The following is a 23,642-nucleotide window of genomic DNA, read 5'->3' as shown; positions in this document are numbered from 1 at the left end:
TTGATCGTCTGGGGGTTCGGCTATTCGATGGCCATGAAGCGGCAGGCATCGTAGCAGGAGGTGCACTTGGTGCATTTCTCCTTGTCGATGATGGCAAGCTGTCCCTTCTCCCACCGGACAGCATCCACCGGACAGACCTTGAAACAGAGTCCACACTTCTTGCAGGCCGCCTCGACGACCTCGAACTTCAACAGCGCCTTGCAGGAATTGGACGGGCAGCGCTGATGCTCGATATGCGCCTCGTATTCGTGGCGGAAATAACGGATGGTTGAAAGCACCGGATTGGGCGCCGTCTGGCCGAGACCGCAGAGAGAGGCTTTCTTGATGTCGTAACACATGTCCTGAAGCAGTTCGATGTCACCAGGATGGCCCTTGCCCTCGGTGATGCGCTCCAGAATGTCGAGCATGATCTTGAGGCCGATGCGGCAAGGAACGCATTTGCCGCAGGATTCCATGCGCGTGAAGTTGAGGAAGAAGCGCGCGATGTCCACCATGCAGGTGGTTTCGTCCATGACGACCAGACCGCCCGAACCCATCATCGCCCCGGCCTTGATCAGCGAGTCATAGTCGACCTGGGCGTCGATAGCCTCGCCGGGCAGGCAACCGCCCGAGGGACCGCCCGCCTGCACCGCCTTGAATTTGCGGTTGTTGAGAATGCCGCCGCAAACGTCGTAAATAACCTCGCGCATGGTGATGCCGGCGGGAACCTCGACCAGGCCGGTATGCTTGATTTTGCCGGTGAGGGCGAAAATCTTGGTACCCTTGGTGCCGTCCGTGCCGATGGAAGCAAACCAGTCGGCGCCGCGATAGAAGATATAGGAAACGTTGGCGAAGGTTTCGACGTTGTTGATGTTGGTCGGCTTGGTCCAGAGACCGCGCACCGCGGGAAATGGCGGGCGGGGGCGAGGCATGCCGCGTTCGCCCTCGATGGAGGCCATGAGCGCGGTTTCCTCGCCGCAGACAAAGGCACCGGCGCCGGCCTTGATGCGCAGATCGAAATCAAACCCCAGGCCGAGACAATTTTTCCCCAGGAACCCTTTTTCGTAGCAGGTATCGATGGCCTTTTGCAGACGCTTGATGGCCAAGGGATACTCGGCGCGCACATAGACATAACCGTATTTGGCGCCGATGGCGTAGGAGGCGATCATCATCCCCTCGATGAGGCCGTAGGGGTCGCCCTCGAGAATCGAGCGGTCCATGAAGGCCCCCGGGTCACCTTCGTCGGCGTTGCAGATCAGGTATTTGTCGGTACCCGGCGAGGCCGCGCAGAAGCTCCACTTGACGCCGGTGGGAAAACCACCGCCCCCACGGCCGCGCAGACCGGACTTCTTGACTTCCTCGATGACTTCCTGGGGCTTCATGGTCACGGCCTTGCGGATGCCGACAAAGCCGTCGTGCGCCAGAAAATCCTCGAGGCTCTCTGCGTCGATGGTGCCGCAGCGCGAAAACACCACGCGCATCTGTTTTTCCAGGAACTTCTGATAGTAGGGGCCGGCCTTCTTCTTTTCGACGACCTGCCCGGTAAGAATGTGTTCCTCGACAAGTTGCGGCACCAACTCGGGCTTGACAAAGTCGTAGGTCACGGCTTCCTGCCCGGGGATGACAATATCCACCAGCACGTCATTGGCGCACAGGCCGCGACAGCCGGTTCCGACCACCGTGCAGCGCTTGCCGACCTTGGCATCGACACCATGCTTTTCGAATTCCGCCCGAAAGGCCTCTTCCACCTCCCTGGCACCCGAAGCCAAGCCACCCGTGCCTTGGCAGATAAGAATCCTGATTTGCTCTTCGATCGCGGCCATATGTCAATTCCCCAACGCTTGAATGGTTTGGCTTGAGAGAGACGCCTGCTAGTCCATCGCCCGGTATTTGGCGACGATTTCGCCCATTTTCTGCACGGACATGCTCCCGTAGGTCGCCTCATTGACCATGATGACCGGTGCCATGCCGCAAGCCCCGATGCAGGCCACATGCTCAACCGTAAACTTCAGATCCTCGGTCGTTTCGGCATGGCCGATGCCGAGCAATTCGCTCAGAGTATCGCCGATGCGGCCGGCGCCCTTGACGTGACAGGCCGTCCCCATGCAGACACGCACGATGTATTTGCCGCGCGGCTCCAGGTGAAATTGAGCGTAAAAGGTCAGCACCCCGTAAATTTGGCTCAAGTAGACATTGAGGCGCTCGGAAATCAGATGAATGCACGGCTCGGGCAGATAGCCGTAGGCATCCTGCACCTCCTGCAGAACAGGCATGAGCGCGCCCTTCATGTTGAGATACTTGTCGATCACCTTGTTGGCCGGGCCAAGGTCGATTTCTTCCTGGACCACCTGCGCTTCCGCGTTGCTCATGAAGAACACCTCTCTACGGCGTTAGGTTAACGGTCGATGTCGCCAAGCACGATGTCGAGAGTTCCAATGACCGCGACGACGTCGGCGATCAGCCTGCCCTCCACCATCTGCGGCAATGCCTGCAGGTTGAGAAAGGAGGGAGGACGAATCTTCATGCGATAGGGACGGGCGGAGCCATCGGACACCAGATAGAAACCCAATTCGCCCTTGGGGGCCTCGACGCTCTGATAAATCTCGCCGGCTTCGGGCTTGAAGCCCTCGGTGATGATCTTGAAATGATGGATCAAACCTTCGATGGTATTGACCACGTCCTGCTTGGGCGGCAGACAGACCTTGGGAACGTCGGCCAGAATCGGGCCGGGCTTGAGTTTATCCAAGGCCTGACGCACGATCTTGCAGGATTCGCGCATTTCATCAAGGCGCACCTTGTAGCGCGCCCAGGTATCGCAGCCGTCGTCGACCGGAACCTTGAAATCGTAATCCTCGTAGCCGCTGTAGGGGTGGTCGCGTCGCAGATCCCAGTCGATGCCGGAACCCCGCAGACTGCCGCCGGTGATGCCGATATCCAGCGCGTCCTCGCCGCTGATGACGCCGACGCCCACGATGCGCTTCTGCCAGATCTTGTTGCCCGTCAGCAGACCCTCATAGGTTTCGATATGGCCAGGCATTGCATCGATAAATTCGCGCACTTCCTTCTCGAAGCCGGCGGGCAGATCGGCGGAGAGACCGCCGACGCGGAAATAGTTGGAGGTCATGCGCGCGCCGGAGATCTTCTCGTACATCTCCATGATGTGCTCGCGCTCGCGGAAGCAGTAGATGAACACGGTCATGGCGCCGATATCGAGGGCGTGACAGGCGAGCCACACCAGATGGCTCTTGATACGGGTCAGCTCGGCGAGCATCACGCGAATGACCTTGGCGCGCTCGGGAATCTGGTCGGTGATCCCCAGGAGCTTTTCCACGGCCAGCACATAGCCGAGGTTGTTGCTCATGGGCGCCAGGTAATCGAGACGATCGGTCAGAGGAATAACCTGATGGTAGGTGCGGTACTCGGAGAGCTTTTCCACGCCGCGGTGGAGAAAGCCGATATGCGGAGTGGCCTTGACGACGTTTTCGCCGTCAAGCTCCAGAACAAGCCGCAACACCCCGTGCGTGGAAGGATGCTGGGGCCCCATATTGATAGTCATGGTTTCGGTCATCGCTGCCATGGCGTTTCCTCGTTCCTTTGGAGTTTTACGAATTCATTCCGGTCAGATCTGGCGGCCCTGATAGGGCTCACGGTCCGGACCCTGAACCGGATAATCCTTGCGCAACGGGTGACCGACCCAATCGTCGGGCATGAGAATGCGACGCAGATCGGGATGGTTGTTGAAGGAAATCCCCATCAGGTCCCAGCACTCGCGCTCCAGCCAGTTGGCCGAGCCCCAGACGCCGCTCACCGTGTCGATGCGCGGACCGCGCTCCTCGACGGGCGCCTTGAGACGCAGGCGCTGCTTGGCCTTGATGTTGTAAATGTTGTAGACCACCTGAAAGCGCGGCCCCGCCACACCCATGGCCGACAGATCCAAACCGGCCAGATCGGCCAGCATGGTGTAGCCAAGCTCCTTCTTGCAGAAGGTGCAGATGGCCACGATGTCCTCGGCCTTAACGGTAAGGGTCAACTCCCCGCGAAACTCCTTGACTTCGAGCACGGATCCGGGAAACTTGGCCTTGAGCTTTTCGACTGCAGCCTGATCGGTCATCCTACTATCCTCATCCACAAGGTATTCGAATCAACACAAGGCCAGGGATCAGACCTCCCTGACCACCTCGCCAAGCCCGATGGCGGCGCCGAAGGTATTGCGCTCCTTCATGATCTTCTCCTGAAGCTTGAGCAGACCGTAGAGCAGACCTTCGGGGCGCGGAGGACAACCGGGGATGTAAACGTCCACGGGCAGCGCCTCGTCAATGCCCTGCACCGTGCTGTAGGTATCAAAAACGCCGCCGGAGCAGGCGCAGGCGCCCATGGCGATGACATAGCGGGGCTCGGGCATCTGCTCGTAAACCGTCTGAATGACCGGCAGCATTTTCTTGGTCACGGTGCCGGCAATAACGATCAGGTCGGCCTGACGGGGCGAGGCGCGGAACAACACACCAAAACGGTCAAGGTCAAAGCGGGCGGCGCCGGTGGCCATCATTTCAATGGCGCAGCAGGCCAGACCGAACGTCATAGGCCAGAGAGAGCGGGACCGGGACCAGTTGACAAGCTTGTCCAGGCTGGTGGTGACGAAATTACTTCCCAGAGGCTGATCTACTCCCATTCCAGTGCTCCTTTTTTCCAGTCATAAATGAAGCCGATAATGAGAACAAAAAGAAAAACCCCCATGACAGCGGCGCCATACCAACCAAGCGTCTTAAAAACCACCGCCCAGGGATAGAGAAAGACCACCTCGATGTCGAACACAATGAAGGCGACCGCAACAAGATAGAACTTGACGGACACCCGTTCGCGCGCACTGCCGACGGGCGGCAGACCGCACTCGTAGGGAGAGAGCTTGACGGCGCTCGGCTTTTTCATGCCGATCAGGCCGGAGAAAACCACCGAACCAATGGCGAACGCCACGGCAATTCCGATAAGGACGAGAATCGGCAAATAGATGTCAAGCATAGAAAGCGTCTCCTCCCAACGATGTTTTATTGCTATCTTCTAACACCCTTAGATGCCCAAGGTGGTCTCAGGCCAAGGCAAGTTAGGATAAATGCCGTTCATTGTCAAGGAAAAAATACAGTATACTGTATGCACTTTTAGCGATGAATATGCCTGTCAAAACAGCGGTTTATCCTGATTTTTAAGCAGGCCGGAGAAGATCCTCGGCGGCCGGTTGGGCTTGGTCCCGAAGAGCTGTCCACGCCGGCCCAACTTGCTGTATTTTCATCACTATCCCTAGCAACCGCGGACCCTTGAAACCACATCACGCCAAGGTCGTCGCGGGATGCGGGAAATTCCAGTGTCTCTTCCTGCCCCCAGGACCCGGAGGACCGCGAACATCCTTGATCTTTGGTCCGCCGCACTGGCACAATCGCCAGATCATCCGTTGACCGCGGCCGGGTTTTCCGCCCGGCCCCCCAGGCCATGAAGAGAGTTCTATGTTGCGCTTTGAGGATGCTCGCCGCCTGATCCTTCATCATTGCTCGCCCCTGGGCTCCGAACGCATCAGCCTGTCGGCGGCCTGCGGTCGCGTTCTGGCCGATGAGGTTCACGCGCCCTGGGATCTGCCCCGCTGGAATAATTCCGCCATGGACGGGTTCGCGCTGCGTCACGAGGATCTGTCCGCCACGCTCAGCCTGCCCATCGAAGGGTATCTGCCGGCGGGCGTCCTGCCGGGAGCCGGACTGGCGCCCGGCACGGCCATGAAAATCATGACCGGCGCTCCGTTGCCCATCGGCGCCGACACGGTGGTTCCCATGGAGGAGGCGCGCGAGGAGGCCGGCCGGGTGAGCCTCACCAAGCGACCCGTCTCAGGCGCCCATGTGCGCCGCCAGGCGGAGGACGTGCGCGCCGGCGAGCTGGTCATCCCCGCGGGCACGCTGTTGCGCCCCGCCGAAATCGGCATGCTCGCCTCCTTTGGCAAGGTCGTGATTCCGGTCTTTCGACGGGCGCGCATTGCCGTACTCTCCACCGGCGACGAGTTGGTGGAGCCGGGCGAGCCCCTGAGCGACGGACGCATCGTCAACAGCAACGCCTTCGCCCTGGCCGCGGCCCTCCAGGAAATCGGCGCCGAGCCCATTCTGCTCGGGATTGCCCGCGACACACGGGAAAGCCACTTGGCGCTGCTGCGCGAAGGTCTGCGGGCGGATGGCCTGATCACCTCGGCCGGCATCTCCACCGGCGATCGCGACCTGGTGCGCGAGATCCTCCTGGAACTCGGCGCCGAGGAAATTTTCTGGAAAATCGACATCAAGCCCGGCCGGCCCATGGCGTTCTTGCGTGCGGAAAATCGTCCGATTTTCTGTCTGCCGGGCAATCCCGTGGCCACCCTGATCACCTTCGAGGAGCTGGTCAAGCCTGCGATTCTCAGGATGATGGGCCACCGCAGGGTGATTCAGCCTTTCGTCCAGGGCATTCTGCAGGAAGCGGTGCGCAAGAAACCCGGACGCGGCCAATTCCTGCGGGTGCGCCTCAGCGTACGCGACGGGCGCTTTCTCGTCAGCACCAGCGGCGATCAGCAGACGGGGATTCTGCGCACCCTGGTGAGTGCCGATGGGCTGGTCTATCTGCCCCCCGAGGCCGGGGATCTGCCGGCGGGGGCCGTCGTCGACCTTCACCTGCTGGGGCGGCAGGCGGAAATGCGCGAGGAGTGAGGAAAAAAAACAAAAGAGAGGGAAGCGGATTCGGGGGGGCAGACCAAGCGGGCTGCCCCCCGAACAATTTTAACGGCGGGCGCTCTCGATGCGGTTCATGCCCGCCAGCAGAAAACCCAGGGTGATAAAGGCGCCGGGGGGCAGAATCATGAGCAGGAAGGGCTGATAGGCGCCGCCGAAGAGACTGACGCCAAGCAGGGTTCCGGCGCCGAAGATCTCCCGCACGCCGCCCAGCACGAACAGCGCCAGGGTGAAGCCGAGTCCCATGCCGAGGCCGTCGATCAGGGCGCCGCGCAGGGGCTGCTTGGAGGCAAAAGCCTCGGCACGGCCGAGGATCAGGCAATTGACCACGATCAGGGGAATGAAAATCCCCAGCGCCTTGTGCAAATCGTAGAGATAGGCCTCCATGGTCAACTGCACCACGGTCACAAAGGAGGCGATGATGACGATGAAGGAGGGAATGCGCACCTTGCTCGGGATTACCTTGCGCAGCAAGGACACGACGATATTCGAGCAGAGCAGCACGAAGGTCGTGGCCAGGCCCATGCCCAGGCCGTTCTCGGCGCTGGTCGTGACCGCCAGCACCGGACAAAGCCCCAGCAGCAGCTTGAAGACCGGATTGTCGCGCCACAGGCCCTTGGTGAATTCATCCTGCAGGTTCATGGCGATCCTCCCTCGGCCGGCGCGGACAGAATCTGCGTTTTTTGCGCGCGAAAGAACTCGAGTCCCTGGCGCATGGCCCCAACCACCGCGCGCGGCGAGATGGTGGCGCCGGTGATTTCGTCGAAGCCCCCGCCGTCCTTTTTCACCCGCCAATCGGCATTGTCGAGATTCTTGCCCGGGAATTGCGCGCGGAACCAGTCATCCTCGATCTTATCACCGAGCCCCGGCGTCTCCGCGTGGCGCAAAATGGCCATGCCGGTCACCGTGCCTTGCGGATCGGCCCCCACCATCACCACGATGTCCCCGCTGTAGCCGTCCGGGGCCGTCACGGCGAAGGCCACCCCGCTCAGCTCACCGGCGAGACGGCCGCGATAGAAGGTGCGCTCGATGGGCTTGCCCTTGCGATCCGAACCGACCACCAGGGTCAGGGTGTCGGCGTCGGGCTGATTGTCGAAGGCCGGGAGCACCGCGCTCAAGGCGCGCAGGGTTTCCTGGCGGCGCTGCTCGGCGATGGGGGCGCGCGTCACCTGCTCGACCAGGGACAGCACCAGGCCGGCGGTCGCGGCGATAAGGGTCAGGACCAGGGCCAGGCGACGGATATCTTTCATGGCGCCCCCTGCCGGCCCGAGACCCGGGCGGGTGCCTCACCGAAAGCGCGCGGCCGGGTGAAGCGGTCGATCAGGGGCGTGGCGGCGTTCATCAGCAGGATGGCGAAGGACACCCCCTCGGGATAGCCGCCGAAGAGGCGGATAAGCACGGTGAGCAGGCCGCAGCCGACGCCGAAAACCAACATGCCGCGCGGCGTGACGGGCGAGGTGACCATGTCGGTGGCCATGAAGAACACGCCCAGCATCAGGCCGCCGGTGAGCAGATGAAACAGCGGGCTGGGATAGCGGCTGGGATCCACCAGCCAGAAGATGCCGGCGATCACCACCACGCTGCCCAGATAGCTCAGGGGAATGTGCCAGGTGAGAATGCGCTTCCAGAACAGATAGGCCGCCCCGAGCAGCAGCGCCAGGGCCGACACCTCGCCGAGACAGCCGCCCATGTTGCCGATGAAATAATCCCAGCTGCTGTTTTGCAGCGCCTCGGGCAAGCGGCCGCTAAGCATCACCGCGTTCTTCGCCTCGCCCAGGGGGGTGGCGGTGGTCACCAGGTCCAGGCCCGCGCCCAGGGGCGTCGGCGCGCTCCAGGTGGTCATCTGCACGGGAAAGGAGATCAGCAGGACCACCCGCGCCACCAGCGCGGGGTTGAAGGGATTGTGCCCCAGGCCGCCGTAGACCTGCTTGCCGACGACGATGGCGACGGCCGCGCCAAGCAGCGCTAGCCACCAGGGGCTGGCGGGCGGCAGGTTCAGCGCGAGCAGCACGCCGGTCAGGGCGGCGCTGCCGTCGCGCCAGGCCGCGGGGCGGCGCATGAGCTTCTGACAGCCGATCTCGGCCAGCACGCACCCCAGGGTGCATAGCACCAGCACCCGCAGGGCCGGCAGACCGAAGAAATAGATCGACACCGCGCAGGCCGGCAGCAGGGCGTAGATGACCGCGCGCATGATCTGCTCGGTGCTCTGCTCGCCGTGCAGATGGGGCGCGGGTGAAAGGATGAGTTTCTGCTCCACGTCAGAGTTTCCTTCTGCGGGCCAGAATGGCCAGCTTGGCGTGACGCACGGCCTGCACCAGGGGAATGGCGGCCGGACAAATGTAGGTGCAACAGCCGCACTCGATGCAATCCATGGCGCGGAACTGCTCGGCCGCCTCGAAGCGCTCGAGGCGGGCATAGGCGGCGATGGTGGTCGGCATCAGAAAGCTCGGGCAGGCGCGCACGCAGCGACCGCAGCGGATGCAGGCGCTCTCGCGACGCAGTTCGACGTCGCCCTCGCGCAACAGCAGCACGCCGCTGGTGCCACGCACCACGGGAACGTCGAGACTCAGTTGGGCGGCGCCCATCATCGGCCCGCCGCACAGGATTTTCGCCAATTCGCCCGTCAGGCCGCCGCGCCAGGCCACCAGATGGCGCAAGGGCGTGCCGATGCGCACCCGCAGGTTCCCGGGCCGGGCCAGGGCGGAGCCGGTCAGGGTGGTGACACGCTCGATCAAGGGCTTGCCCGCCAAAACCGCATCGGCCACCGCCGCCGCCGTGCCCACATTCTGCACCACCACGCCGAGATCCATGGGCAGGCCGCCGGAGGGCACCTCGCGGCCGACCAGGGCCGAAATCAGCTGTTTTTCCGCGCCCTGGGGATACTTCACGGCCAGGGTCGCCACTTCGACATCGGTGCCGCGACAGGCTTCTTCCAGCCGGGCGATGGCGTCGGGCTTGTTGGCCTCGATGCCGATGCACACCCGCCGCGCGCCCAGGGCGCGGCGCAAAATGTCGATGCCGGCAAGAAGGCGCGCGGTCTCCTCGAGCATCAGGCGATGATCGGCCGTCAGGTAGGGTTCGCATTCCACCCCGTTGATGAGCAGGGTGTGAATGGGTTTTTCCGGGGGCGGCGAGAGCTTGACGTGGGTGGGAAAAGCCGCGCCGCCCAGGCCGACCACGCCGGCGGCGCGAATCCGCTCGCACAACTCCTCGGCGCCAAGCTCGCGGTAGTCGGCGACGGACGCGGGCGCTTCGCCCCAGGCATCCTCGCCGTCGGGGCGCAGCACCACTGCGGGCAACAGCTTGCCCGAGGGATGGGGACGGGCTTCGACGGCCAACACCTCGCCCGAGGTCGAGGCATGCACCGGCACCGAGACAAAGCCACGCGCCCGGCCGATGAGCTGCCCCTTGGCCACCCGCTCGCCCTTGGCCACGCAGGCCTCGGCCGGCGCGCCGATGTGCTGCGAGAGCGGAATCACCAGCTCCTCGGGCAGCGGGCAGTCCTCGATGGCCAAATGGGCGGTTTGCTCCTTGTGCTCGGAGGGATGCAGGCCGCCGCGGAAGGTTTTGAGCTTTTTCATCATAAAACGAGACATTCCTGATCGCGACCTCAGGCCGCGCTTTTTCCGGCAACCGGCACGGTCGGCGCGGCAAAGCTGCTGCCCGGCGGATAGCCCTGGGCAAAATCGCGGATGCAGTGTGTCGGGCACTTCTCCACCGCCGCCCCCGCCTGGTCCCGGTGCTCATAGTCCACCCGGGCGAGAAAGTCCTCGACCACATAGGCCCCGGGCACGGTCTTGGCGCAGATGTGACAGGCGATGCAGCCCACCGCGCAGTACTTGCGCACCTGGGCGCCCTTATCGTGGCTGTTGCACAGCACATGCACAGTGGCCGCGAGCGGCGTCATGCGGATCACGCCGCGCGGGCAGGCGGCGACACACCTGGTGCAGCCGGTGCAGAGCTCGCGGCTGATCACCGCCAGCCCCTCGCCGGTGATTTCGATGGCGCTGAAGGGACAGGCCCGCACGCAGCTGCCCAGCCCCAGGCAGCCACCCGGACATTGTTTCGGCCCCTCGGCGATGCGTTGCGCGGCATTGCAATCGGCCATCCCCAGATAACGGTACTTGAGCGCGGCGCGCGGGTTGTCGCCCTGGCACAGCACCACCGCCACCTGAGGGTCGGCGGCCGTCGCCGCGACGCCGAGAATATGGGCGATTCTCTCCACCGTCGCCTGGCCGCCGGGCGTGCAGGCATTGGGGTTGGCCTTGCCCTCCACCAGCGCCTTGGCGAAGCCGCCGCAGCCGGGAAAGCCGCAGGCACCGCAATTGGCCCCGGGCAAGGCTTCCAGCACCGCCAGTTCGCGCGGATCGACCTCCACGGCGAATTTCTTCGCCGCCAGGCCGAGGGCCACCGCCGCCGTCAGGCCGATGCCGCCGATACTCAATATGGCTTCAAGCATGGGAACCGTCCTCGTGCATTACACGCGCCTACCCCTTGACCAATCCGGCGAAGCCCATGAAGGCCAGGGCCAGCAAGCCGGCGGTCACGAAACCGATGGCCGCGCCCTGAAAGGCGCGCGGCACGGCGGAGAGTTCGACACGCTCGCGCAACCCGGCAAAGAGCACCAGGGCCAGGGTAAAGCCGGCCGCCGCGCCGATGGCGAAAACCACCGCCTCAAGAAACGAGTAGCCCTTCTGGATGCTCAGCACCGCCAGGCCGAGCACGGCGCAGTTGGTGGTGATCAGCGGCAGGAAGATGCCCAGGGACTGGTAGAGCACCGGACTGGTTTTCTGAATGACCATCTCCACCAGCTGCACCAGGGAGGCGATGACCAGAATGAACGCAATGGTCTGAAGATATTCGATATTGAAGGGGGTGAGGATGAAATACTGGATGAACCAGGTGGTGACCGTGGCGACGGTCATGACGAAGGTGACCGCCATGCCCATGCCGAGGGCCGTCTCCACCTTCTTGGACACCCCCATGAAGGGGCAGATGCCGAGAAAGCGGGCGAGCACGAAGTTGTTGACGAAAGCGGCGCTGATGAAGATGAGGAACAGTTCGGTCACTACGGGCTCCCGCGGCTTTATCCCAAAAAGCGCAATTTGGATCAGGCTGAATAATGTAAAGGAGTGCCGCGCCCCTGTCAAACGCTAACGACAACCGCCCACGCGCCACAGCTTGACAACCCGCGCCGCCCATGCTAAGCAGACCCTCACTTGCCGCCGGCCCGCCGCGCCGCGGCGCCACTCGCCAACCCGGGCCTTGGGCCCCAACCGCACAAAGGGTATGCACGCCATGGAGCACAAGGAATCGGCAAAGCTCTTCGCACAGGCCAAACGCTTTATTCCGGGCGGGGTCAACAGCCCGGTGCGCGCCTTCAAGTCGGTGGGCTGCGATCCGGTGTTCATCGCCCGCGCCCAGGGCGCCCAGGTGCATGACGTCGACGGCAACACCTACATCGATTACGTGGGCTCCTGGGGGCCGATGATCCTCGGTCATGCCCATCCCAAGGTCATCGAGGCCATTCGCCAGACCGCCGCCGACGGCACCTCCTTCGGCGCGCCCACGCCCCTGGAGACGCAATTGGCCGAGCGCGTCTGCGAGGCCTATCCCAACATGGAAAAGGTGCGCATGGTGTCCTCGGGCACCGAGGCGACCATGAGCGCCATCCGCCTGGCACGCGGCTACACGAACCGCGACAAGATCCTCAAATTCGACGGCTGCTACCACGGCCACGCCGACAGCCTGCTGGTCAAGGCGGGCAGCGGCGCCGCCACATTCGGCGTGCCCACTTCCCCCGGCGTGCCGGCCGATTTCGCCAAGCACACCCTCACCGCCACCTACAACGACCTCGCCGAGGTCCAGGCGCTGGTTACGGCCAACCAGGGAGAAATTGCCTGCGTCATCCTCGAACCGGTGGCCGGCAACATGGGCTGCGTCATCCCGCGTCCCGGGTTCCTGGAAGGTTTGCGGGCCCTGTGCAGCGCCGAGGGCATCGTGCTCATCATCGACGAAGTCATGACCGGTTTTCGCCTCGCCTACGGTGGCGCCCAGGAGCGCTTCGGCGTGTACGGCGACCTGGTGTGCCTGGGCAAGATCATCGGCGGCGGCATGCCTGTCGGCGCCTTCGGCGGCAAGGCCGAGATCATGGATCTGCTCTCGCCCCAGGGCGGCGTCTACCAGGCGGGCACCCTCTCGGGCAACCCCCTGGCCATGAGTGCCGGACTGGCCACCCTCGCGCTGCTCAAGGAAGAAGGCTTCTACCAGCAGATCGAGGAAAAAAGCGCCTACCTCGAGGAAGGCCTGCGCCAAGCGGCCGCCGCCTGCGCGTTGAAAACTTGTCTGCAGCGGGTGGGCGGCATGTTCTGCACCTATTTTCACGCCGGCCCCGTCGACAACTTCGCCCAGGCCGCCCAAAGCGACACTCAGGCCTTCGGCCGTTTCTTCCGCGGGCTGCTCGACGAGGGGGTGTACATCGCGCCCTCCCAGTTCGAGGCCGGCTTCATGAGCATCGCCCACAGCCGCGCGGATCTCGACCGCACCATCGAGGCCGCGGCCCGGGTTTTCGCCCGCCTCTGAGGTCGCGTGAACCCGCGGACGGCGCGGAAAAAGCCATTGACATCCCGCACCCCCTATGATACTTAGGACGGGTTTTTTCCGAAGCCTGTATGCTGTATACAAAAACCATGGCCCAAAACAATCGCCAACTGATCAAGTCATTGGGCTTTTTGTCCAGCGTCGGCATCTCCATGGTGACCGCGACCCTGATCGGGCTGGCCATGGGCTATTATCTCGACAAATGGCTGGGCACCTCACCCTGGCTGACCCTCATATTTCTGCTGTTCGGCATTGTGGCCGGTTTCCGCAACATCTTCATCCTCACCGATCGCGAGTTGAAGCGCCAGCAGCAGGAAAACAGCGAAGACAAGCAGTGAGCGACGCCGACCAATCCTTCCTGGATCGGATTGCCCGGCGCAACCTGATCATTCTGGCCGCGCTCCTGGTCGTGAGCCTGATCTGGGGCTCCGCGCCCCTGAGCCTGGGCATCCTGACCGGGGGGTTGCTCGCCCTCGGCGGCTTCTGGTGGCAGCAGCGCACCCTGAGACGGGTGCTCGAGGAACCGACGCCACAGGCGGCGCGGGGATTTCAGGTGCGCTACTTTCTGCGCCTGGCCGGACTCGGCCTGATTCTCTATGTGCTCATCGGCCGCCTCGGCGTGCATCCCGTAGGTCTGGCCCTGGGGCTTTCCGTGGTGGTCATCAACATTTTCTGCACCGCACTTGTTCGGATCGTCCGGCACAGGTGAGAGGATATTCCAAGGAGATTTATCGCTCATGATTCATCCTTTTCTCTTTCTGCAGTGGTTGGCCGAACAGATCAACCTCCACGTCGGACCCCATGTTCTTTATGCCTGGCTGGCCATGGCGGTGCTGACCCTGCTGGCCTTTCTCACCGGCCGCAACCTGAAAATGGTGCCCCAGGGTCTGCAGAATTTCATGGAAGTCATCGCCGGCGCCATTCTCGACCTGATGGAACAGATCATGGGCCCCAAGGGCCGCCCCTATTTCCCGCTGATCGGCACCCTCGCCCTGTTCATCCTGGTCTGCAACCTCTTCGGCCTGGTGCCCAGCTTCTTTCCCCCCACCGCCAACGTCAACACCAATGTCGCCATGGCGCTGACCGTGGTGGTGCTGACCCACGTCATCGGGCTCAAGGAGCACGGCCTGCACTACTTCAAGCATTTCGTCGGCCCCGTCTGGTGGCTTGCGCCGATCATGATCCCCATCGAGGTCATCGGCCACATCGCCCGCCTGGTGTCCCTCACCCTGCGTCTTTTCGGCAACATGTTCGGCAAGGAAGTCGTGCTCATGATCTTCATGACCCTGGTGCCCTTCCTGCTGCCGGTGCCGATGATGCTGCTCGGCATCCTGATCTGCTTCATCCAGACCTTCGTCTTCACCCTGCTGGCCATGATCTACCTGGCCGGCTCCCTGGAAGAAGCACACTAATCAACCACGGCTCACAGAGTTATGTCCCCGGTCCTATATACATATAGGAAAATCACACAGGAAAAAGGAGAAAAGGAACATGGATTTTTTCACTTGGTGCATGATTTCGGCAGGTTTCGCAATGGCTCTGGGTTCCCTGGGAACCGGTCTGGGTATGGGTAACGCCATCCGCAGCGCCGTCGAAGGCGTGGCGCGCAACCCCGGCGCCAGCGGCAAGGTTCTGACCACCCTGATGATCGGTCTGGCCATGATCGAGTCCCTTGCCATCTACGTGTTCGTCGTGGCGATGATCATTCTCTTCGCCAACCCCTTCGCCGAGCAGGTCATCGCCTTGGCCGGCCGGTAAGGACAAACCGAGGAGGGTGTGCTCCAGCAGGGGCACACCCTCTTTTTTTCCAGGCAAACCCCACCAGTTCACCTTGTCTTTTATTTTTGTACACTGCCACGTTCCACCGTTTTGTACGTTGTGTTTTTAGGGAGTAACCACGCCAGGAGGAGTACAATGTCGAAGATTTTTTCCCGGTTGACGCTTGCGCTGTTGTTCCTGCTACCCTTGTGCTTCAACGCCTCGGCGGCGGAAAACAGCCTGGCCATCGACCCCATGACCTGCCTCGAATGCCATTCGGACGTTGTTTCCGCCGAGGAATTCGCCGCTTCGGTGCACGGTCGCAACGCCTGCACCAGCTGCCACACCGACATCACCGATCTTGACGCCCACATGATCGGCGAGCAGATGCCCGGCCCGCCCCAATGCGTGCGCTGCCACAAGCAGGAAACCGCCGAGCACTACGCCTCGGTGCACATGCTCAACGACATTACCTGTTCCGCCTGTCACCATGATATTCACAGCCACACCTACTGGCAGGGCGACAAGCGCATCGCCGTGGCCAAGTGCACCGAATGTCACGCCGACTCTTTCGAGGTCTATCACGAATCGATTCACGGCCAGGCCGTGGCCGCCGGCAACATGGATTCGGCCGCCTGCTTCGACTGCCATAATCTCCACCAGATTCAGGAAGTCGGCGATCCCGACGCTTTCGAGACCCGCGAGTTCCACACCCGGGTCTGTCTCGACTGCCACGCCGACAAGGAGATGATGGCACGCAACAACGTGACCAGCGTGGCCGTCTCCACCTACATGGACAGCTACCACGGCAAGAGCTATCGCCTCGGCTATCCCGAGCTGGTGGCCGGCTGCGCCGACTGCCACACCTCTCACGCCGTGTTTCAGCATGACGATCCCCGCGCCAGCACCAACTCGGCCAACCTCGTGGCCACCTGCGGCGCCTGCCACCCCGGCGCCACGCCTCTGTTCGTCAAGTTTTATTCCCACGGCGACTACAGCGACCGCGAGAACTATCCGATTCTCTATTGGACCTTCGTCAGCATGACCACCCTGCTGGTCTCGGTCTTCGCGGTGTTCTGGGTGCACACCCTGCTGTGGATGTTCCGCGGCTTCGTGGAAAACCGCGAAAAGCGCGCCGCCCTGATCCGCGGCGAGGGCCATCACCACATTCCCGATGCCTACAAGATCTATCGCCGCTTCAACCGGCTACACATCTTCCTGCACCTGCTGGTGATCATCAGCTTCCTCGGCCTGTCCCTCACCGGCCTGCCGCTCAAGTTCGCCAGCCAGCCCTGGGCGAAGATCCTCATGGATTTCTTCGGCGGCGCGCACAATGCCGCCCTCATCCACCGCGCCTGCGCGGTCATCACCTTCGTCTATTTCGGCGCGGCGGTGGTGATGAGCTACAACTTCCTCTTCGTGCGCAAGGATCTTCCGGGCAACCCTATCCAACGCCTGTTCGGCCCGGATTCCCTGTTCCCCAACCTGCGCGACATCAATGATATCGCGGGGATGTTCCGCTGGTTCCTGTTCCTGGGGCCCAAGCCGACCTTCGAGCGCTGGACCTACTGGGAAAAGTTCGACTTCCTCGCCGTCTTCTGGGGTATGATCGCCATCGGCGGCTCGGGCCTGATGCTCTGGTTCCCCGAGTTCTTCGGCGGCTTCCTGCCCGGCTGGGCCTTTAACGTCGCGACCATCATCCACTCGGACGAGGCGTTGCTGGCGACGGGCTTCATCTTCACCGTGCACTTCTTCAACACTCACGGTCGCCCCGAGAAATTCCCCATGGACTTCGTCATCTTCAACGGCGAAATGAACAAGGAGGAATTCATCGAGGAGCGCGGCGATCAGTGGAAGCGCTACGAGGAGCTCGGCATCACCGAGCAGTTCGTCAAGCCCAAGCCCTCGGGCGTGCTCTATGACTTCATCCTCAAGACCTTCGGCTTCCTCGCCGTGATCACCGGTCTGAGCCTGGTAGTGCTGATGATCTACGCCTTCATGCATGGTGGTCTGCACTAAGCACGCACGCGGCATTCTTGCCGACCAAAAAAAAGGCTGCCCCTCGGGCAGCCTTTTTTTTTTGCAACCTCGCGCCTTGTTATTCAATGCCGGGCGGAAGGCGACTCCATGAGCTGGGGCGTGCCAACCCGCTCGGGACATTCGGTCTGGCGGGATTCCTTGGGCCAACGCCCGAGCAGCAGGGATTCGACGGCGACGGCGGCGCCAAAGGAAAACACGCTGAGCACCAGGGGCACGCCGGTGATCCCCTGACCGGCGGCGCCAAGCAGGTCGAAGAGAAACACCTTGAGCGCGCCGATGAGCGTGATCAGCACGGCGAGATTGCGCACCTCGCGGTCACGACGCACCAGGGCGATGATCATGACCAGCACCGCGCCGCCGTTGATCAGAACCGACTGCATGCCCATGAAACCGGCGAGATCGGCGCCCGCGTACTGGGGCATGACCAGGGCATAGAGCCCTCGCGCCCCATAAAAACCATGCACCAGGCCGGCGAGCAGCAAGAACACGCAGAGGCGATTGCCCTCATCGAGGCGGGAGAAGAATCGGGAGTGCGCCGGGGGCCGATGCAGCAGTGCCCAGCGATAATGCCAGAGACTCAGGGCGCAGAGCAGGACGGCGAGCAGCAATCCGCCGCCATGGGTGGCCCGGCCGGCATCGGCGAGCAGCCAGCGACCGAGCTCAAAGCAGACATAAAACTGCACAAGGTAGGACAGCAGACGCAGGCCGCCTTGCTGCCAACGCTTGGAAAGCTGCGCGGCCCAAAAACCGAGGCCGCCAAGCACGGCCAGCCCAACCAGGGGCCGGTCGCTGAAGGCGCCCAGGGATAGCCAGGCCAGGGCAGCTCCGCCCAGGAAGAGGCCTAGGGAGCCGACCGCGGACAAGCCGCCGCGCTGCCCCAGCCACCAGGCCAGACCCAGATAGGCGGCCGCGACCAGCAGGCCGAGGGACCCCAAGCCCGCCAGGGTACCCCACCAGGGTTCCACCACGTGGCCGGCCGCGGTAAAGGCCCAGGCCCCGGCAACGGCGGGCAGGGCCTGATCAAACCGGGTTACGCGCTCCCCCACCGGACGCAGCAAACCGAACACCGCCGTCGCGAAATAGCCCAGGAAAAACACCGCCACCACCGGCAGATACCAGAACTGTGCCAGATCCCCGGCCGGATGGGCGATCCCCTGCAGGGTCAGCCCCAGTTTATACCCCCAGACCTGGACCAGAATGGCCGTGACAATGAACAGGGTCCAGCGCAGCCAGGAACAGCGCTGCAGGCGCGAAGCGACAAACCCCAGGGCGTTGGCGCTGAATAGCAGCACGACCAGGGCGGGATAGGCGGGATTGGGATAGTCGATGGCCACTCCGGCAACGCACATCCCCAAGGTGCCGACCAGGATCGGCAGCGCCGAGCGCCCGAGATAGCTGATGCCCGCCATCAGCGCGCCGGTGCCGATCACCAGCAGGTAGGCCAGGGCCACGGGAAGGACGGTAAAGCGGGTATAGGCCTCGCTGACAATGAGGAACATGAGGATGGCGCCGCACAGGGCAAACACCGGAGCAAGGGGCTTGCCGCGAAAATAGAGATAGCCGCCCGCGCCCATGAGCAGAGTGGCATAAAACAGGCCAAGGAGCGAACCGACCCGCGTATCAAGCAGATGGCTGTCGGTGAGGGTGCGCAGCACCAGCGCGACCACCATCAGGAAACAGACCGCCGATACGCGCTGCAGTAGCGCCGAGCGCCCGACCCAAGAAAAAAATGCCTCGGAGGCCTCCGCGCCTGCCGGAGGCTCCTGATCTGGCGCAACCCGCTCCTGGCGCAGTTCGACCCGAGTTTGGACCGCACCGCCGCTGAGTTCATCGACCCGCGCGCTGAGCTGGCGCACCTGCGCCGCCAGGAACTCGACCCGTTCTTCCAGCGTGGATCCCTCTTCCGCTAGCTTTTCCCTCATTCCCGATCTCCTCCCCGTCCTCGGGTCGGCCCATGTCCGGCGTCCTTGCGCCGAGAAGCCAGGGTGACCCCTGTCGCACAAAATATGTTTGTTTTTCCCAGCAGGTTTTTATTTTCTCTTCCCAACCATATGTTTTTATGCTGTTTTTCTTTATAACATCTTTTTATTTTTTTTCATAGGGCGGTAAATCCGGCGCGGCGCCGGACCAAACAAACCTGCCCGGACCAAGGGTCTAAACCCTTGTCCTTGCGCGGACTTACTGAATAGCCGTAACAACCGGGAGCAGTAAATTTTGCGCGGTTGGTCAATGCGGCCTGAGGTTTTGCACAGTCCAAACAAGGCCTAAACACTTTTTGCGCAGTGCTTTTTCCATGGTTTTTCACGTTGGGGGCGCCATCGCCGGCATCAGGAGATGGCTAATCTATTGACAGATTAAAATAGCGGACCCTATAATCCGAAACACTGTTTTATGCTTTTCGCGCCCGCCGGGTCAAAATGCTCAAACCCAGGCAACTGCCTTGCGCAACCTGTATCAACAAGGACGAGGTCGACATGAGCCCCTGGAAGAAACTGTCACGCAATATGCGCCCCGGCGTCCTGGTTCTGCTGGCCGTTCTCCTGGCCGGCGCGGTTGCCGCCCAGGCCGCCAAGGAAAAATATTTCGATCGCTCGGGAACCCTGGTGGTCATTGAAACGCCCGCCGCCGAATTGCTCCGGGCCTACGAGGTCAAGAACCTGCCCCCGGGAGAAACTTTTCCCGTGCCGCCGCCGCCCTTTTCCGAGGGCATCTTTCCCTGCTCCGACTGCCATGCCGAGATGACACCCAACCTCGAGCGGCGGCAACTGACCGACGAACATACGGACATCATCCTGAATCACGCCGAGGGCCAGCGCTGGTGCCTGGACTGCCACAATCCCGAGGATCGCGACACCCTGCGCCTGGTGTCCGGGGAAGTGATCGGCTTTGACGAGTCATATCGCCTATGCGGGCAGTGCCATGGCGACAAATACCGCGACTGGCGCCAAGGCCTGCACGGCAAGCGCACCGGCTATTGGAACGGGGACAAGCAGTACCTGCTGTGCGCCCACTGCCATAACCCCCATGACCCGCGCTTCAAGCCGCTGACACCGATGCCGCCGCCCCAGCGACCAGGGGAAATCAGGCGATGACCACTCCACAGACGCCTCGGGGAGACTGCCCTATGAGTGACAAGAAAAAACGCGACGCGAAGGTATTTCAATTGACCCGGCGAAAGGCGCTCAAGGGGCTGGCCGCCGGTGCCTCGGTCCTGGCCCTGCCGTCGCGCGACGCGGCGGCCTCGGTGTGGGACGCCTTTTTCCAGAAACACTTCCGGCGCATGACCAAGTCCGACCTGGAGCGGGTCCTGGCGCGCCTCGAACGCGAATACAGCAGCGAATTCTCCCAAGAGGTCAAGGTGGGGGCCACGCCCCCAATCGAGGGGGTGAAATACGGCTACGGGCTGGACCTGTCGCGCTGCATCGGCTGTCGGCGCTGCGTCTATGGCTGCGTTGAGGAAAACAATCAGTCCCGCGATCCGCAGATCCACTGGATCCGCGTGGTGCGCCTGAAAAAGGAAAAGGGCACCGACCTGCATTACGCCGAGCATTACTACAATCCCAACCAGGTTCCCGAACCCGGCCATTTCTACATGCCCATCCAATGTCAGCAGTGCGAGAAGCCGCCCTGCACCAAGGTCTGCCCGGTCCAGGCCACCTGGACGGAAAAGGATGGCATCGTGGTGGTGGATTACAACTGGTGCATCGGCTGCCGCTACTGCATGGCCGCCTGCCCCTACGGCGCGCGCCATTTCAACTGGGCCAAGCCGCAAATCCCCAACGAGTCCCTCAACCCGCAAACCCATTACCTGGGCAACCGCCCCCGCCCGGTGGGGGTGGTGGAAAAATGCACCTTTTGCATCCAGCGCACCCGCCAACAGCCGGGCCGCTATCCGGCCTGCCTCGAAGCCTGCCCGGTGGGCGCGCGCAAGTTCGGCAACCTGCTCGACCCCGAGAGCGAAATCCGCAAGCTCATCGAGAACAAGCGGGTCTATCTGCTGAAGGAAGAGCTGAACACCCAGCCCAAGTTTTTCTACTTTTTTTGACGCCGGGGGAACACGCCATGCGAAACATCCTCGCCTTCGCCAGGGGTAGCCTGGTGCTGATCAGCAAGGGCAGCCGGGCCTACTACATCTGGGTGTTCAGCCTGCTCGCCCTGATCAGCATGGGCGTGCTCGCCTACATCCATCAGCTGCAAAACGGCCTCATCGTCACGGCCATGCGCGATCAGGTGTCCTGGGGTTTCTACATCTCCAACTTCACCTTCATCGTCGGGGTGGCGGCGGCGGCGGTGCTGCTCGTCATCCCCGCCTATGTCTATCACTGGAAGCCCATCAAGGAGATCGCCATCCTCGGCGAATTGCTGGCGGTTTCGGCGATCATCATGTGCCTGCTCTTCGTTACCGCCGACCTGGGCCGCCCGGATCGCTTCTGGCACCTGATCCCGGTGATCGGCCTGCTCAATTTTCCCCAGAGCCTGCTCGCATGGGACGTCTTCGTCCTCAATCTCTACCTGACGCTCAACCTGGTCATCGCCGGCTACATGCTCTACAGCCTCTACCACCGGCGCGAGCCGAAGAAATCCTTCATCACCCCGCTGCTGCTGTTTTCCATCCCGGCGGCCATCTCCATCCATACCGTCACCGCCTTTCTCTATAGCGGCATGGGGGCGCGCATTTTCTGGAACGCCTCGATTCTCGCCCCGCGCTTTCTCGCCTCGGCCTTCTGCTCGGGACCGGCGTTCATGATCCTGGTCTTTCTGCTGGTGCGCCGCTACACCAAGTTTCAGATCAAGGACGCGGCCATCCACAAGATCGCCGAGCTCATCGCCTATGCCATGTTCATCAACCTGTTCCTGCTGGGCGCCGAGGTGTTCAAGGAGTTTTACACCGCCAGCGCCCATCTGGTGCCGATGAAATACCTGTTCTTCGGCATCGACGGCCACACCGCCCTGGTACCCTGGATCTGGACGGCGATGCTCTTCAACCTCACCGCCTTCTTCATCTTTCTCGCTCCCAGCGTGCGCAAGAACCATTTCATGCTGGTCATCGGCTGCGTGCTGATCTTCATCGGCGTCTATATCGAAAAGGGCATGGGCCTGGTGATTCCCGGCTTCGTGCCCGACGTGCTGCATGAAATCTACGAATACAAGCCGACCGGCATCGAAGTCATGATCAGTCTGGGCATCTGGGCGACGGGACTGTTTCTCTTCACCCTGTCGCTGCGCGTCGCCATTCCCATCCTCAACGGCGACTTTCACATCGCGCCGGACGGGCGCGGCTCCCACATCGGCGACCACCTGTTCCTGGTCCAAGCCAAGGCCGCCGATCCCGGGGAGGACGCCGAACAAAGCACCGCGGCCAGTGCGCGCAGCGATCCTTAAATCGCGCCGGCGCCCCGAAACCTTCCCGCAGAGTTCTTGACAGCGGGAAAATAACCTCAATACTTAGGGGAACTTCCCGCTCGGGAGCGGCCTCCGGCGCGTTCTCCCGCAGCTTCGCCCAAGCAAGCAAAGCGTTTTACGACATCACGAAACAAAAGGGGACACTTGTGAAAAATCATGTTTGGCGACCACTGTTCGTGGTCATAGGGCTGGTGCTGGCGATCTTGACGTTCCGGTTCTTTTATGTGCCGAATGATTTCGCCTCCGGCGCGTACGGCTTCATGTACAGCTTCCACCGGCTGTCGAATCAGGACGAATGGAAAGCCAAGGAACCCAAGTACCGCGACACCGGCGCGCATCACCTGCAAGAGTTCTGCATGGAGTGCCACGGCGACATCGTCTCGATCCGCACCGAGGACATGCACGGCACCATCTCCTGCGAAAACTGCCATGGACCGGCGCTCCAGCACCCCGAAGCTCCGGAAAAACTCCTGATCGACCGCAGCCGCGATGTCTGTCTGCGCTGCCACACCAACCTCATCTACCCCACCAGCGACCGCAAGCGCATTCCCGGCATCGAGCCCGAGGAACACAACCCCGGGCTGGCCTGCGTGGACTGTCACAACCCGCACAACCCGAGACTGGAGGACATGTAAATGCAAAGGCGTGATTTTTTGAAAAACAGCATCATGGTCATCGCCGGCGCCTCGGTCCCGCTCTCGGCACTGGAATTCATCGACGCCAAGCAGGTGCTGGCGGCCAACCCCGACATTCACTGGGCGTTTCTCATGGATACCCACAAGTGCGTCGGCTGCGGCTTCTGCGTAAAGGCCTGCAAAACCGAAAACGACATTCCCATGGAAGCCAACGTCACCCGCACCTGGGTCGAGCGCTATGTCTTCACCAAGGATGATCGGCGCTACATCGACAGCCCCAAGGGCGCTCTGCACGGCTTCATCGACCCGCGCATCGATCAGGGCGGGGCGGGCTTCAAGGAGATCGATCCGGACAACGTGGGCAAGGCGTTTTTCGTGCCCAAGCTGTGCAACCACTGCCTGACCCCGCCCTGCACCCAGGTGTGCCCGGTGGGCGCCACCTACAAGACCGACGACGGCGTGGTGCTGGTGGACAATTCCTGGTGCATCGGCTGCG

General features: G+C 62.3%; 25 protein-coding genes. 12 read left to right on the top strand and 13 right to left on the bottom strand.

Going from position 1 to position 23,642, the window contains the following annotated elements; translation table 11 throughout:
* Nucleotides 1-20 precede the first annotated feature (20 nt).
* From nuoF to QAT43_RS03680, 6 genes are read right to left on the bottom strand one after another with little or no spacing between them, the layout of a single operon-like run.
* Nucleotides 21-1,802 (bottom strand): NADH-quinone oxidoreductase subunit NuoF, encoded by a 1,782-nt coding sequence (gene nuoF, locus QAT43_RS03705; protein WP_305041693.1) that lies wholly within the window; start codon nucleotides 1,800-1,802, stop codon nucleotides 21-23.
* Between the two features lie 48 nt (nucleotides 1,803-1,850).
* Nucleotides 1,851-2,348 carry an NADH-quinone oxidoreductase subunit NuoE family protein gene (locus QAT43_RS03700; RefSeq protein WP_305041692.1) on the bottom strand — a complete coding sequence of 166 codons (498 nt, stop codon included), beginning with the start codon at nucleotides 2,346-2,348 and terminating at the stop codon, nucleotides 1,851-1,853.
* A 26-nt stretch (nucleotides 2,349-2,374) separates the two neighbouring features.
* Nucleotides 2,375-3,556 carry an NADH dehydrogenase (quinone) subunit D gene (gene nuoD / locus QAT43_RS03695; protein ID WP_305041691.1) on the bottom strand — a complete coding sequence of 394 codons (1,182 nt, stop codon included), beginning with the start codon at nucleotides 3,554-3,556 and terminating at the stop codon, nucleotides 2,375-2,377.
* 42 nt (nucleotides 3,557-3,598) lie between these two features.
* Nucleotides 3,599-4,090: an NADH-quinone oxidoreductase subunit C gene (locus tag QAT43_RS03690; RefSeq protein ID WP_305041690.1), complete on the bottom strand. Its 492-nt coding sequence runs from the start codon at nucleotides 4,088-4,090 to the stop codon at nucleotides 3,599-3,601.
* Between the two features lie 48 nt (nucleotides 4,091-4,138).
* Nucleotides 4,139-4,648, bottom strand: coding sequence for an NADH-quinone oxidoreductase subunit B (locus QAT43_RS03685; RefSeq protein WP_305041689.1), 510 nt, complete (start codon nucleotides 4,646-4,648; stop codon nucleotides 4,139-4,141).
* A complete protein-coding gene (locus tag QAT43_RS03680; protein ID WP_305041688.1) occupies nucleotides 4,639-4,995 on the bottom strand; it encodes an NADH-quinone oxidoreductase subunit A in 357 nt (118 codons plus the stop codon). The genes QAT43_RS03685 and QAT43_RS03680 overlap by 10 nt, the downstream gene beginning before the upstream one ends.
* A 479-nt stretch (nucleotides 4,996-5,474) precedes the next feature.
* Here QAT43_RS03680 and QAT43_RS03675 point away from each other — a divergent pair, with 479 nt between their 5' ends.
* Nucleotides 5,475-6,689, top strand: coding sequence for a molybdopterin molybdotransferase MoeA (locus tag QAT43_RS03675; protein ID WP_305041687.1), 1,215 nt, complete (start codon nucleotides 5,475-5,477; stop codon nucleotides 6,687-6,689).
* A 69-nt stretch (nucleotides 6,690-6,758) separates the two neighbouring features.
* Here the strand turns inward: QAT43_RS03675 and rsxE are convergent, their stop codons facing one another.
* The 6 genes from rsxE to rsxA are packed head-to-tail and all read right to left on the bottom strand — an operon-like array spanning nucleotide 6,759 to nucleotide 11,779.
* Complete coding sequence (gene rsxE, locus QAT43_RS03670) at nucleotides 6,759-7,352, bottom strand: electron transport complex subunit RsxE (protein ID WP_305041686.1); 594 nt, start codon at nucleotides 7,350-7,352, stop codon at nucleotides 6,759-6,761.
* Entirely contained in the window at nucleotides 7,349-7,960 is a 612-nt protein-coding gene (locus QAT43_RS03665) for an RnfABCDGE type electron transport complex subunit G (RefSeq protein ID WP_305041685.1), read from the bottom strand. Before QAT43_RS03665 ends, rsxE begins: the two co-directional genes overlap by 4 nt.
* Nucleotides 7,957-8,967 (bottom strand): RnfABCDGE type electron transport complex subunit D, encoded by a 1,011-nt coding sequence (locus tag QAT43_RS03660; RefSeq protein WP_305041684.1) that lies wholly within the window; start codon nucleotides 8,965-8,967, stop codon nucleotides 7,957-7,959. The genes QAT43_RS03665 and QAT43_RS03660 overlap by 4 nt, the downstream gene beginning before the upstream one ends.
* 1 nt (nucleotide 8,968) lies before the next feature.
* Nucleotides 8,969-10,294 carry an electron transport complex subunit RsxC gene (rsxC, locus tag QAT43_RS03655; protein ID WP_305041683.1) on the bottom strand — a complete coding sequence of 442 codons (1,326 nt, stop codon included), beginning with the start codon at nucleotides 10,292-10,294 and terminating at the stop codon, nucleotides 8,969-8,971.
* 26 nt (nucleotides 10,295-10,320) lie between these two features.
* On the bottom strand, nucleotides 10,321-11,169 hold the full coding sequence (locus QAT43_RS03650) for an RnfABCDGE type electron transport complex subunit B (RefSeq protein ID WP_305041682.1): 849 nt from the start codon (nucleotides 11,167-11,169) through the stop codon (nucleotides 10,321-10,323).
* Nucleotides 11,170-11,197: 28 nt separating this feature from the next.
* Entirely contained in the window at nucleotides 11,198-11,779 is a 582-nt protein-coding gene (gene rsxA / locus QAT43_RS03645; protein WP_305041681.1) for an electron transport complex subunit RsxA, read from the bottom strand.
* Nucleotides 11,780-12,008: 229 nt separating this feature from the next.
* Between rsxA and hemL the strand changes: the two genes are divergently transcribed.
* The 6 genes from hemL (at nucleotide 12,009) to QAT43_RS03615 (ending at nucleotide 17,087) form a co-directional block, all read left to right on the top strand.
* Nucleotides 12,009-13,292 (top strand): glutamate-1-semialdehyde 2,1-aminomutase, encoded by a 1,284-nt coding sequence (gene hemL, locus QAT43_RS03640; RefSeq protein WP_305041680.1) that lies wholly within the window; start codon nucleotides 12,009-12,011, stop codon nucleotides 13,290-13,292.
* Nucleotides 13,293-13,399: 107 nt separating this feature from the next.
* Nucleotides 13,400-13,648 carry an AtpZ/AtpI family protein gene (locus tag QAT43_RS03635; RefSeq protein WP_305041679.1) on the top strand — a complete coding sequence of 83 codons (249 nt, stop codon included), beginning with the start codon at nucleotides 13,400-13,402 and terminating at the stop codon, nucleotides 13,646-13,648.
* The gene (locus QAT43_RS03630; protein ID WP_305041678.1) at nucleotides 13,645-14,019 is read left to right on the top strand and encodes an ATP synthase subunit I; all 375 of its coding nucleotides are present in this window, start codon (nucleotides 13,645-13,647) and stop codon (nucleotides 14,017-14,019) included. Before QAT43_RS03635 ends, QAT43_RS03630 begins: the two co-directional genes overlap by 4 nt.
* Nucleotides 14,020-14,047: 28 nt before the next feature.
* Complete coding sequence (atpB, locus tag QAT43_RS03625; protein WP_305041677.1) at nucleotides 14,048-14,722, top strand: F0F1 ATP synthase subunit A; 675 nt, start codon at nucleotides 14,048-14,050, stop codon at nucleotides 14,720-14,722.
* A gap of 79 nt (nucleotides 14,723-14,801) precedes the next feature.
* Entirely contained in the window at nucleotides 14,802-15,068 is a 267-nt protein-coding gene (gene atpE / locus QAT43_RS03620; protein WP_305041676.1) for an ATP synthase F0 subunit C, read from the top strand.
* Nucleotides 15,069-15,224: 156 nt separating this feature from the next.
* Nucleotides 15,225-17,087 carry a cytochrome c3 family protein gene (locus QAT43_RS03615; RefSeq protein ID WP_305041675.1) on the top strand — a complete coding sequence of 621 codons (1,863 nt, stop codon included), beginning with the start codon at nucleotides 15,225-15,227 and terminating at the stop codon, nucleotides 17,085-17,087.
* A gap of 83 nt (nucleotides 17,088-17,170) precedes the next feature.
* Here QAT43_RS03615 and QAT43_RS03610 read toward each other — a convergent pair whose 3' ends face one another.
* Nucleotides 17,171-19,030: a hypothetical protein gene (locus QAT43_RS03610; RefSeq protein ID WP_305041674.1), complete on the bottom strand. Its 1,860-nt coding sequence runs from the start codon at nucleotides 19,028-19,030 to the stop codon at nucleotides 17,171-17,173.
* A 552-nt stretch (nucleotides 19,031-19,582) separates the two neighbouring features.
* Here QAT43_RS03610 and QAT43_RS03605 point away from each other — a divergent pair.
* From QAT43_RS03605 to QAT43_RS03585, 5 genes are all read left to right on the top strand, one after another.
* A complete protein-coding gene (locus QAT43_RS03605; protein ID WP_305041673.1) occupies nucleotides 19,583-20,200 on the top strand; it encodes a cytochrome c3 family protein in 618 nt (205 codons plus the stop codon).
* Nucleotides 20,201-20,232: 32 nt separating this feature from the next.
* Entirely contained in the window at nucleotides 20,233-21,153 is a 921-nt protein-coding gene (locus QAT43_RS03600) for a 4Fe-4S dicluster domain-containing protein (protein WP_442900197.1), read from the top strand.
* Nucleotides 21,154-21,170: 17 nt separating this feature from the next.
* A complete protein-coding gene (gene dsrP / locus QAT43_RS03595) occupies nucleotides 21,171-22,490 on the top strand; it encodes a sulfate reduction electron transfer complex DsrMKJOP subunit DsrP (protein WP_305041671.1) in 1,320 nt (439 codons plus the stop codon).
* Nucleotides 22,491-22,657: 167 nt separating this feature from the next.
* Nucleotides 22,658-23,146, top strand: a complete 489-nt coding sequence (locus QAT43_RS03590) for a cytochrome c3 family protein (protein ID WP_305041670.1) — start codon at nucleotides 22,658-22,660, stop codon at nucleotides 23,144-23,146.
* A gap of 18 nt (nucleotides 23,147-23,164) precedes the next feature.
* The coding region (locus QAT43_RS03585; protein ID WP_305041669.1) for a 4Fe-4S dicluster domain-containing protein at nucleotides 23,165-23,642 on the top strand (478 nt) is incomplete at its 3' end.

This window comes from Geoalkalibacter sp., from assembly GCF_030604225.1.
Taxonomy (GTDB): domain Bacteria; phylum Desulfobacterota; class Desulfuromonadia; order Desulfuromonadales; family Geoalkalibacteraceae; genus Geoalkalibacter.
This window is presented reverse-complemented; position numbering and strand designations above follow the sequence as displayed.

Bases quoted from the DNA above. Each gene is read 5' to 3' on its own strand.
- nuoF (WP_305041693.1), bottom strand. From the start codon at position 1,802: ATGGCCGCGATCGAAGAGCAAATCAGGATTCTTATCTGCCAAGGCACG.
- QAT43_RS03700 (WP_305041692.1), bottom strand. From the start codon at position 2,348: ATGAGCAACGCGGAAGCGCAGGTGGTCCAGGAAGAAATCGACCTTGGC.
- nuoD (WP_305041691.1), bottom strand. From the start codon at position 3,556: ATGGCAGCGATGACCGAAACCATGACTATCAATATGGGGCCCCAGCAT.
- QAT43_RS03690 (WP_305041690.1), bottom strand. From the start codon at position 4,090: ATGACCGATCAGGCTGCAGTCGAAAAGCTCAAGGCCAAGTTTCCCGGA.
- QAT43_RS03685 (WP_305041689.1), bottom strand. From the start codon at position 4,648: ATGGGAGTAGATCAGCCTCTGGGAAGTAATTTCGTCACCACCAGCCTG.
- QAT43_RS03680 (WP_305041688.1), bottom strand. From the start codon at position 4,995: ATGCTTGACATCTATTTGCCGATTCTCGTCCTTATCGGAATTGCCGTG.
- QAT43_RS03675 (WP_305041687.1), top strand. From the start codon at position 5,475: ATGTTGCGCTTTGAGGATGCTCGCCGCCTGATCCTTCATCATTGCTCG.
- rsxE (WP_305041686.1), bottom strand. From the start codon at position 7,352: ATGAACCTGCAGGATGAATTCACCAAGGGCCTGTGGCGCGACAATCCG.
- QAT43_RS03665 (WP_305041685.1), bottom strand. From the start codon at position 7,960: ATGAAAGATATCCGTCGCCTGGCCCTGGTCCTGACCCTTATCGCCGCG.
- rsxC (WP_305041683.1), bottom strand. From the start codon at position 10,294: ATGATGAAAAAGCTCAAAACCTTCCGCGGCGGCCTGCATCCCTCCGAG.
- QAT43_RS03650 (WP_305041682.1), bottom strand. From the start codon at position 11,169: ATGCTTGAAGCCATATTGAGTATCGGCGGCATCGGCCTGACGGCGGCG.
- hemL (WP_305041680.1), top strand. From the start codon at position 12,009: ATGGAGCACAAGGAATCGGCAAAGCTCTTCGCACAGGCCAAACGCTTT.
- QAT43_RS03635 (WP_305041679.1), top strand. From the start codon at position 13,400: ATGGCCCAAAACAATCGCCAACTGATCAAGTCATTGGGCTTTTTGTCC.
- atpB (WP_305041677.1), top strand. From the start codon at position 14,048: ATGATTCATCCTTTTCTCTTTCTGCAGTGGTTGGCCGAACAGATCAAC.
- atpE (WP_305041676.1), top strand. From the start codon at position 14,802: ATGGATTTTTTCACTTGGTGCATGATTTCGGCAGGTTTCGCAATGGCT.
- QAT43_RS03615 (WP_305041675.1), top strand. From the start codon at position 15,225: ATGTCGAAGATTTTTTCCCGGTTGACGCTTGCGCTGTTGTTCCTGCTA.
- QAT43_RS03610 (WP_305041674.1), bottom strand. From the start codon at position 19,030: ATGAGGGAAAAGCTAGCGGAAGAGGGATCCACGCTGGAAGAACGGGTC.
- QAT43_RS03605 (WP_305041673.1), top strand. From the start codon at position 19,583: ATGAGCCCCTGGAAGAAACTGTCACGCAATATGCGCCCCGGCGTCCTG.
- QAT43_RS03600 (WP_442900197.1), top strand. From the start codon at position 20,233: ATGAGTGACAAGAAAAAACGCGACGCGAAGGTATTTCAATTGACCCGG.
- dsrP (WP_305041671.1), top strand. From the start codon at position 21,171: ATGCGAAACATCCTCGCCTTCGCCAGGGGTAGCCTGGTGCTGATCAGC.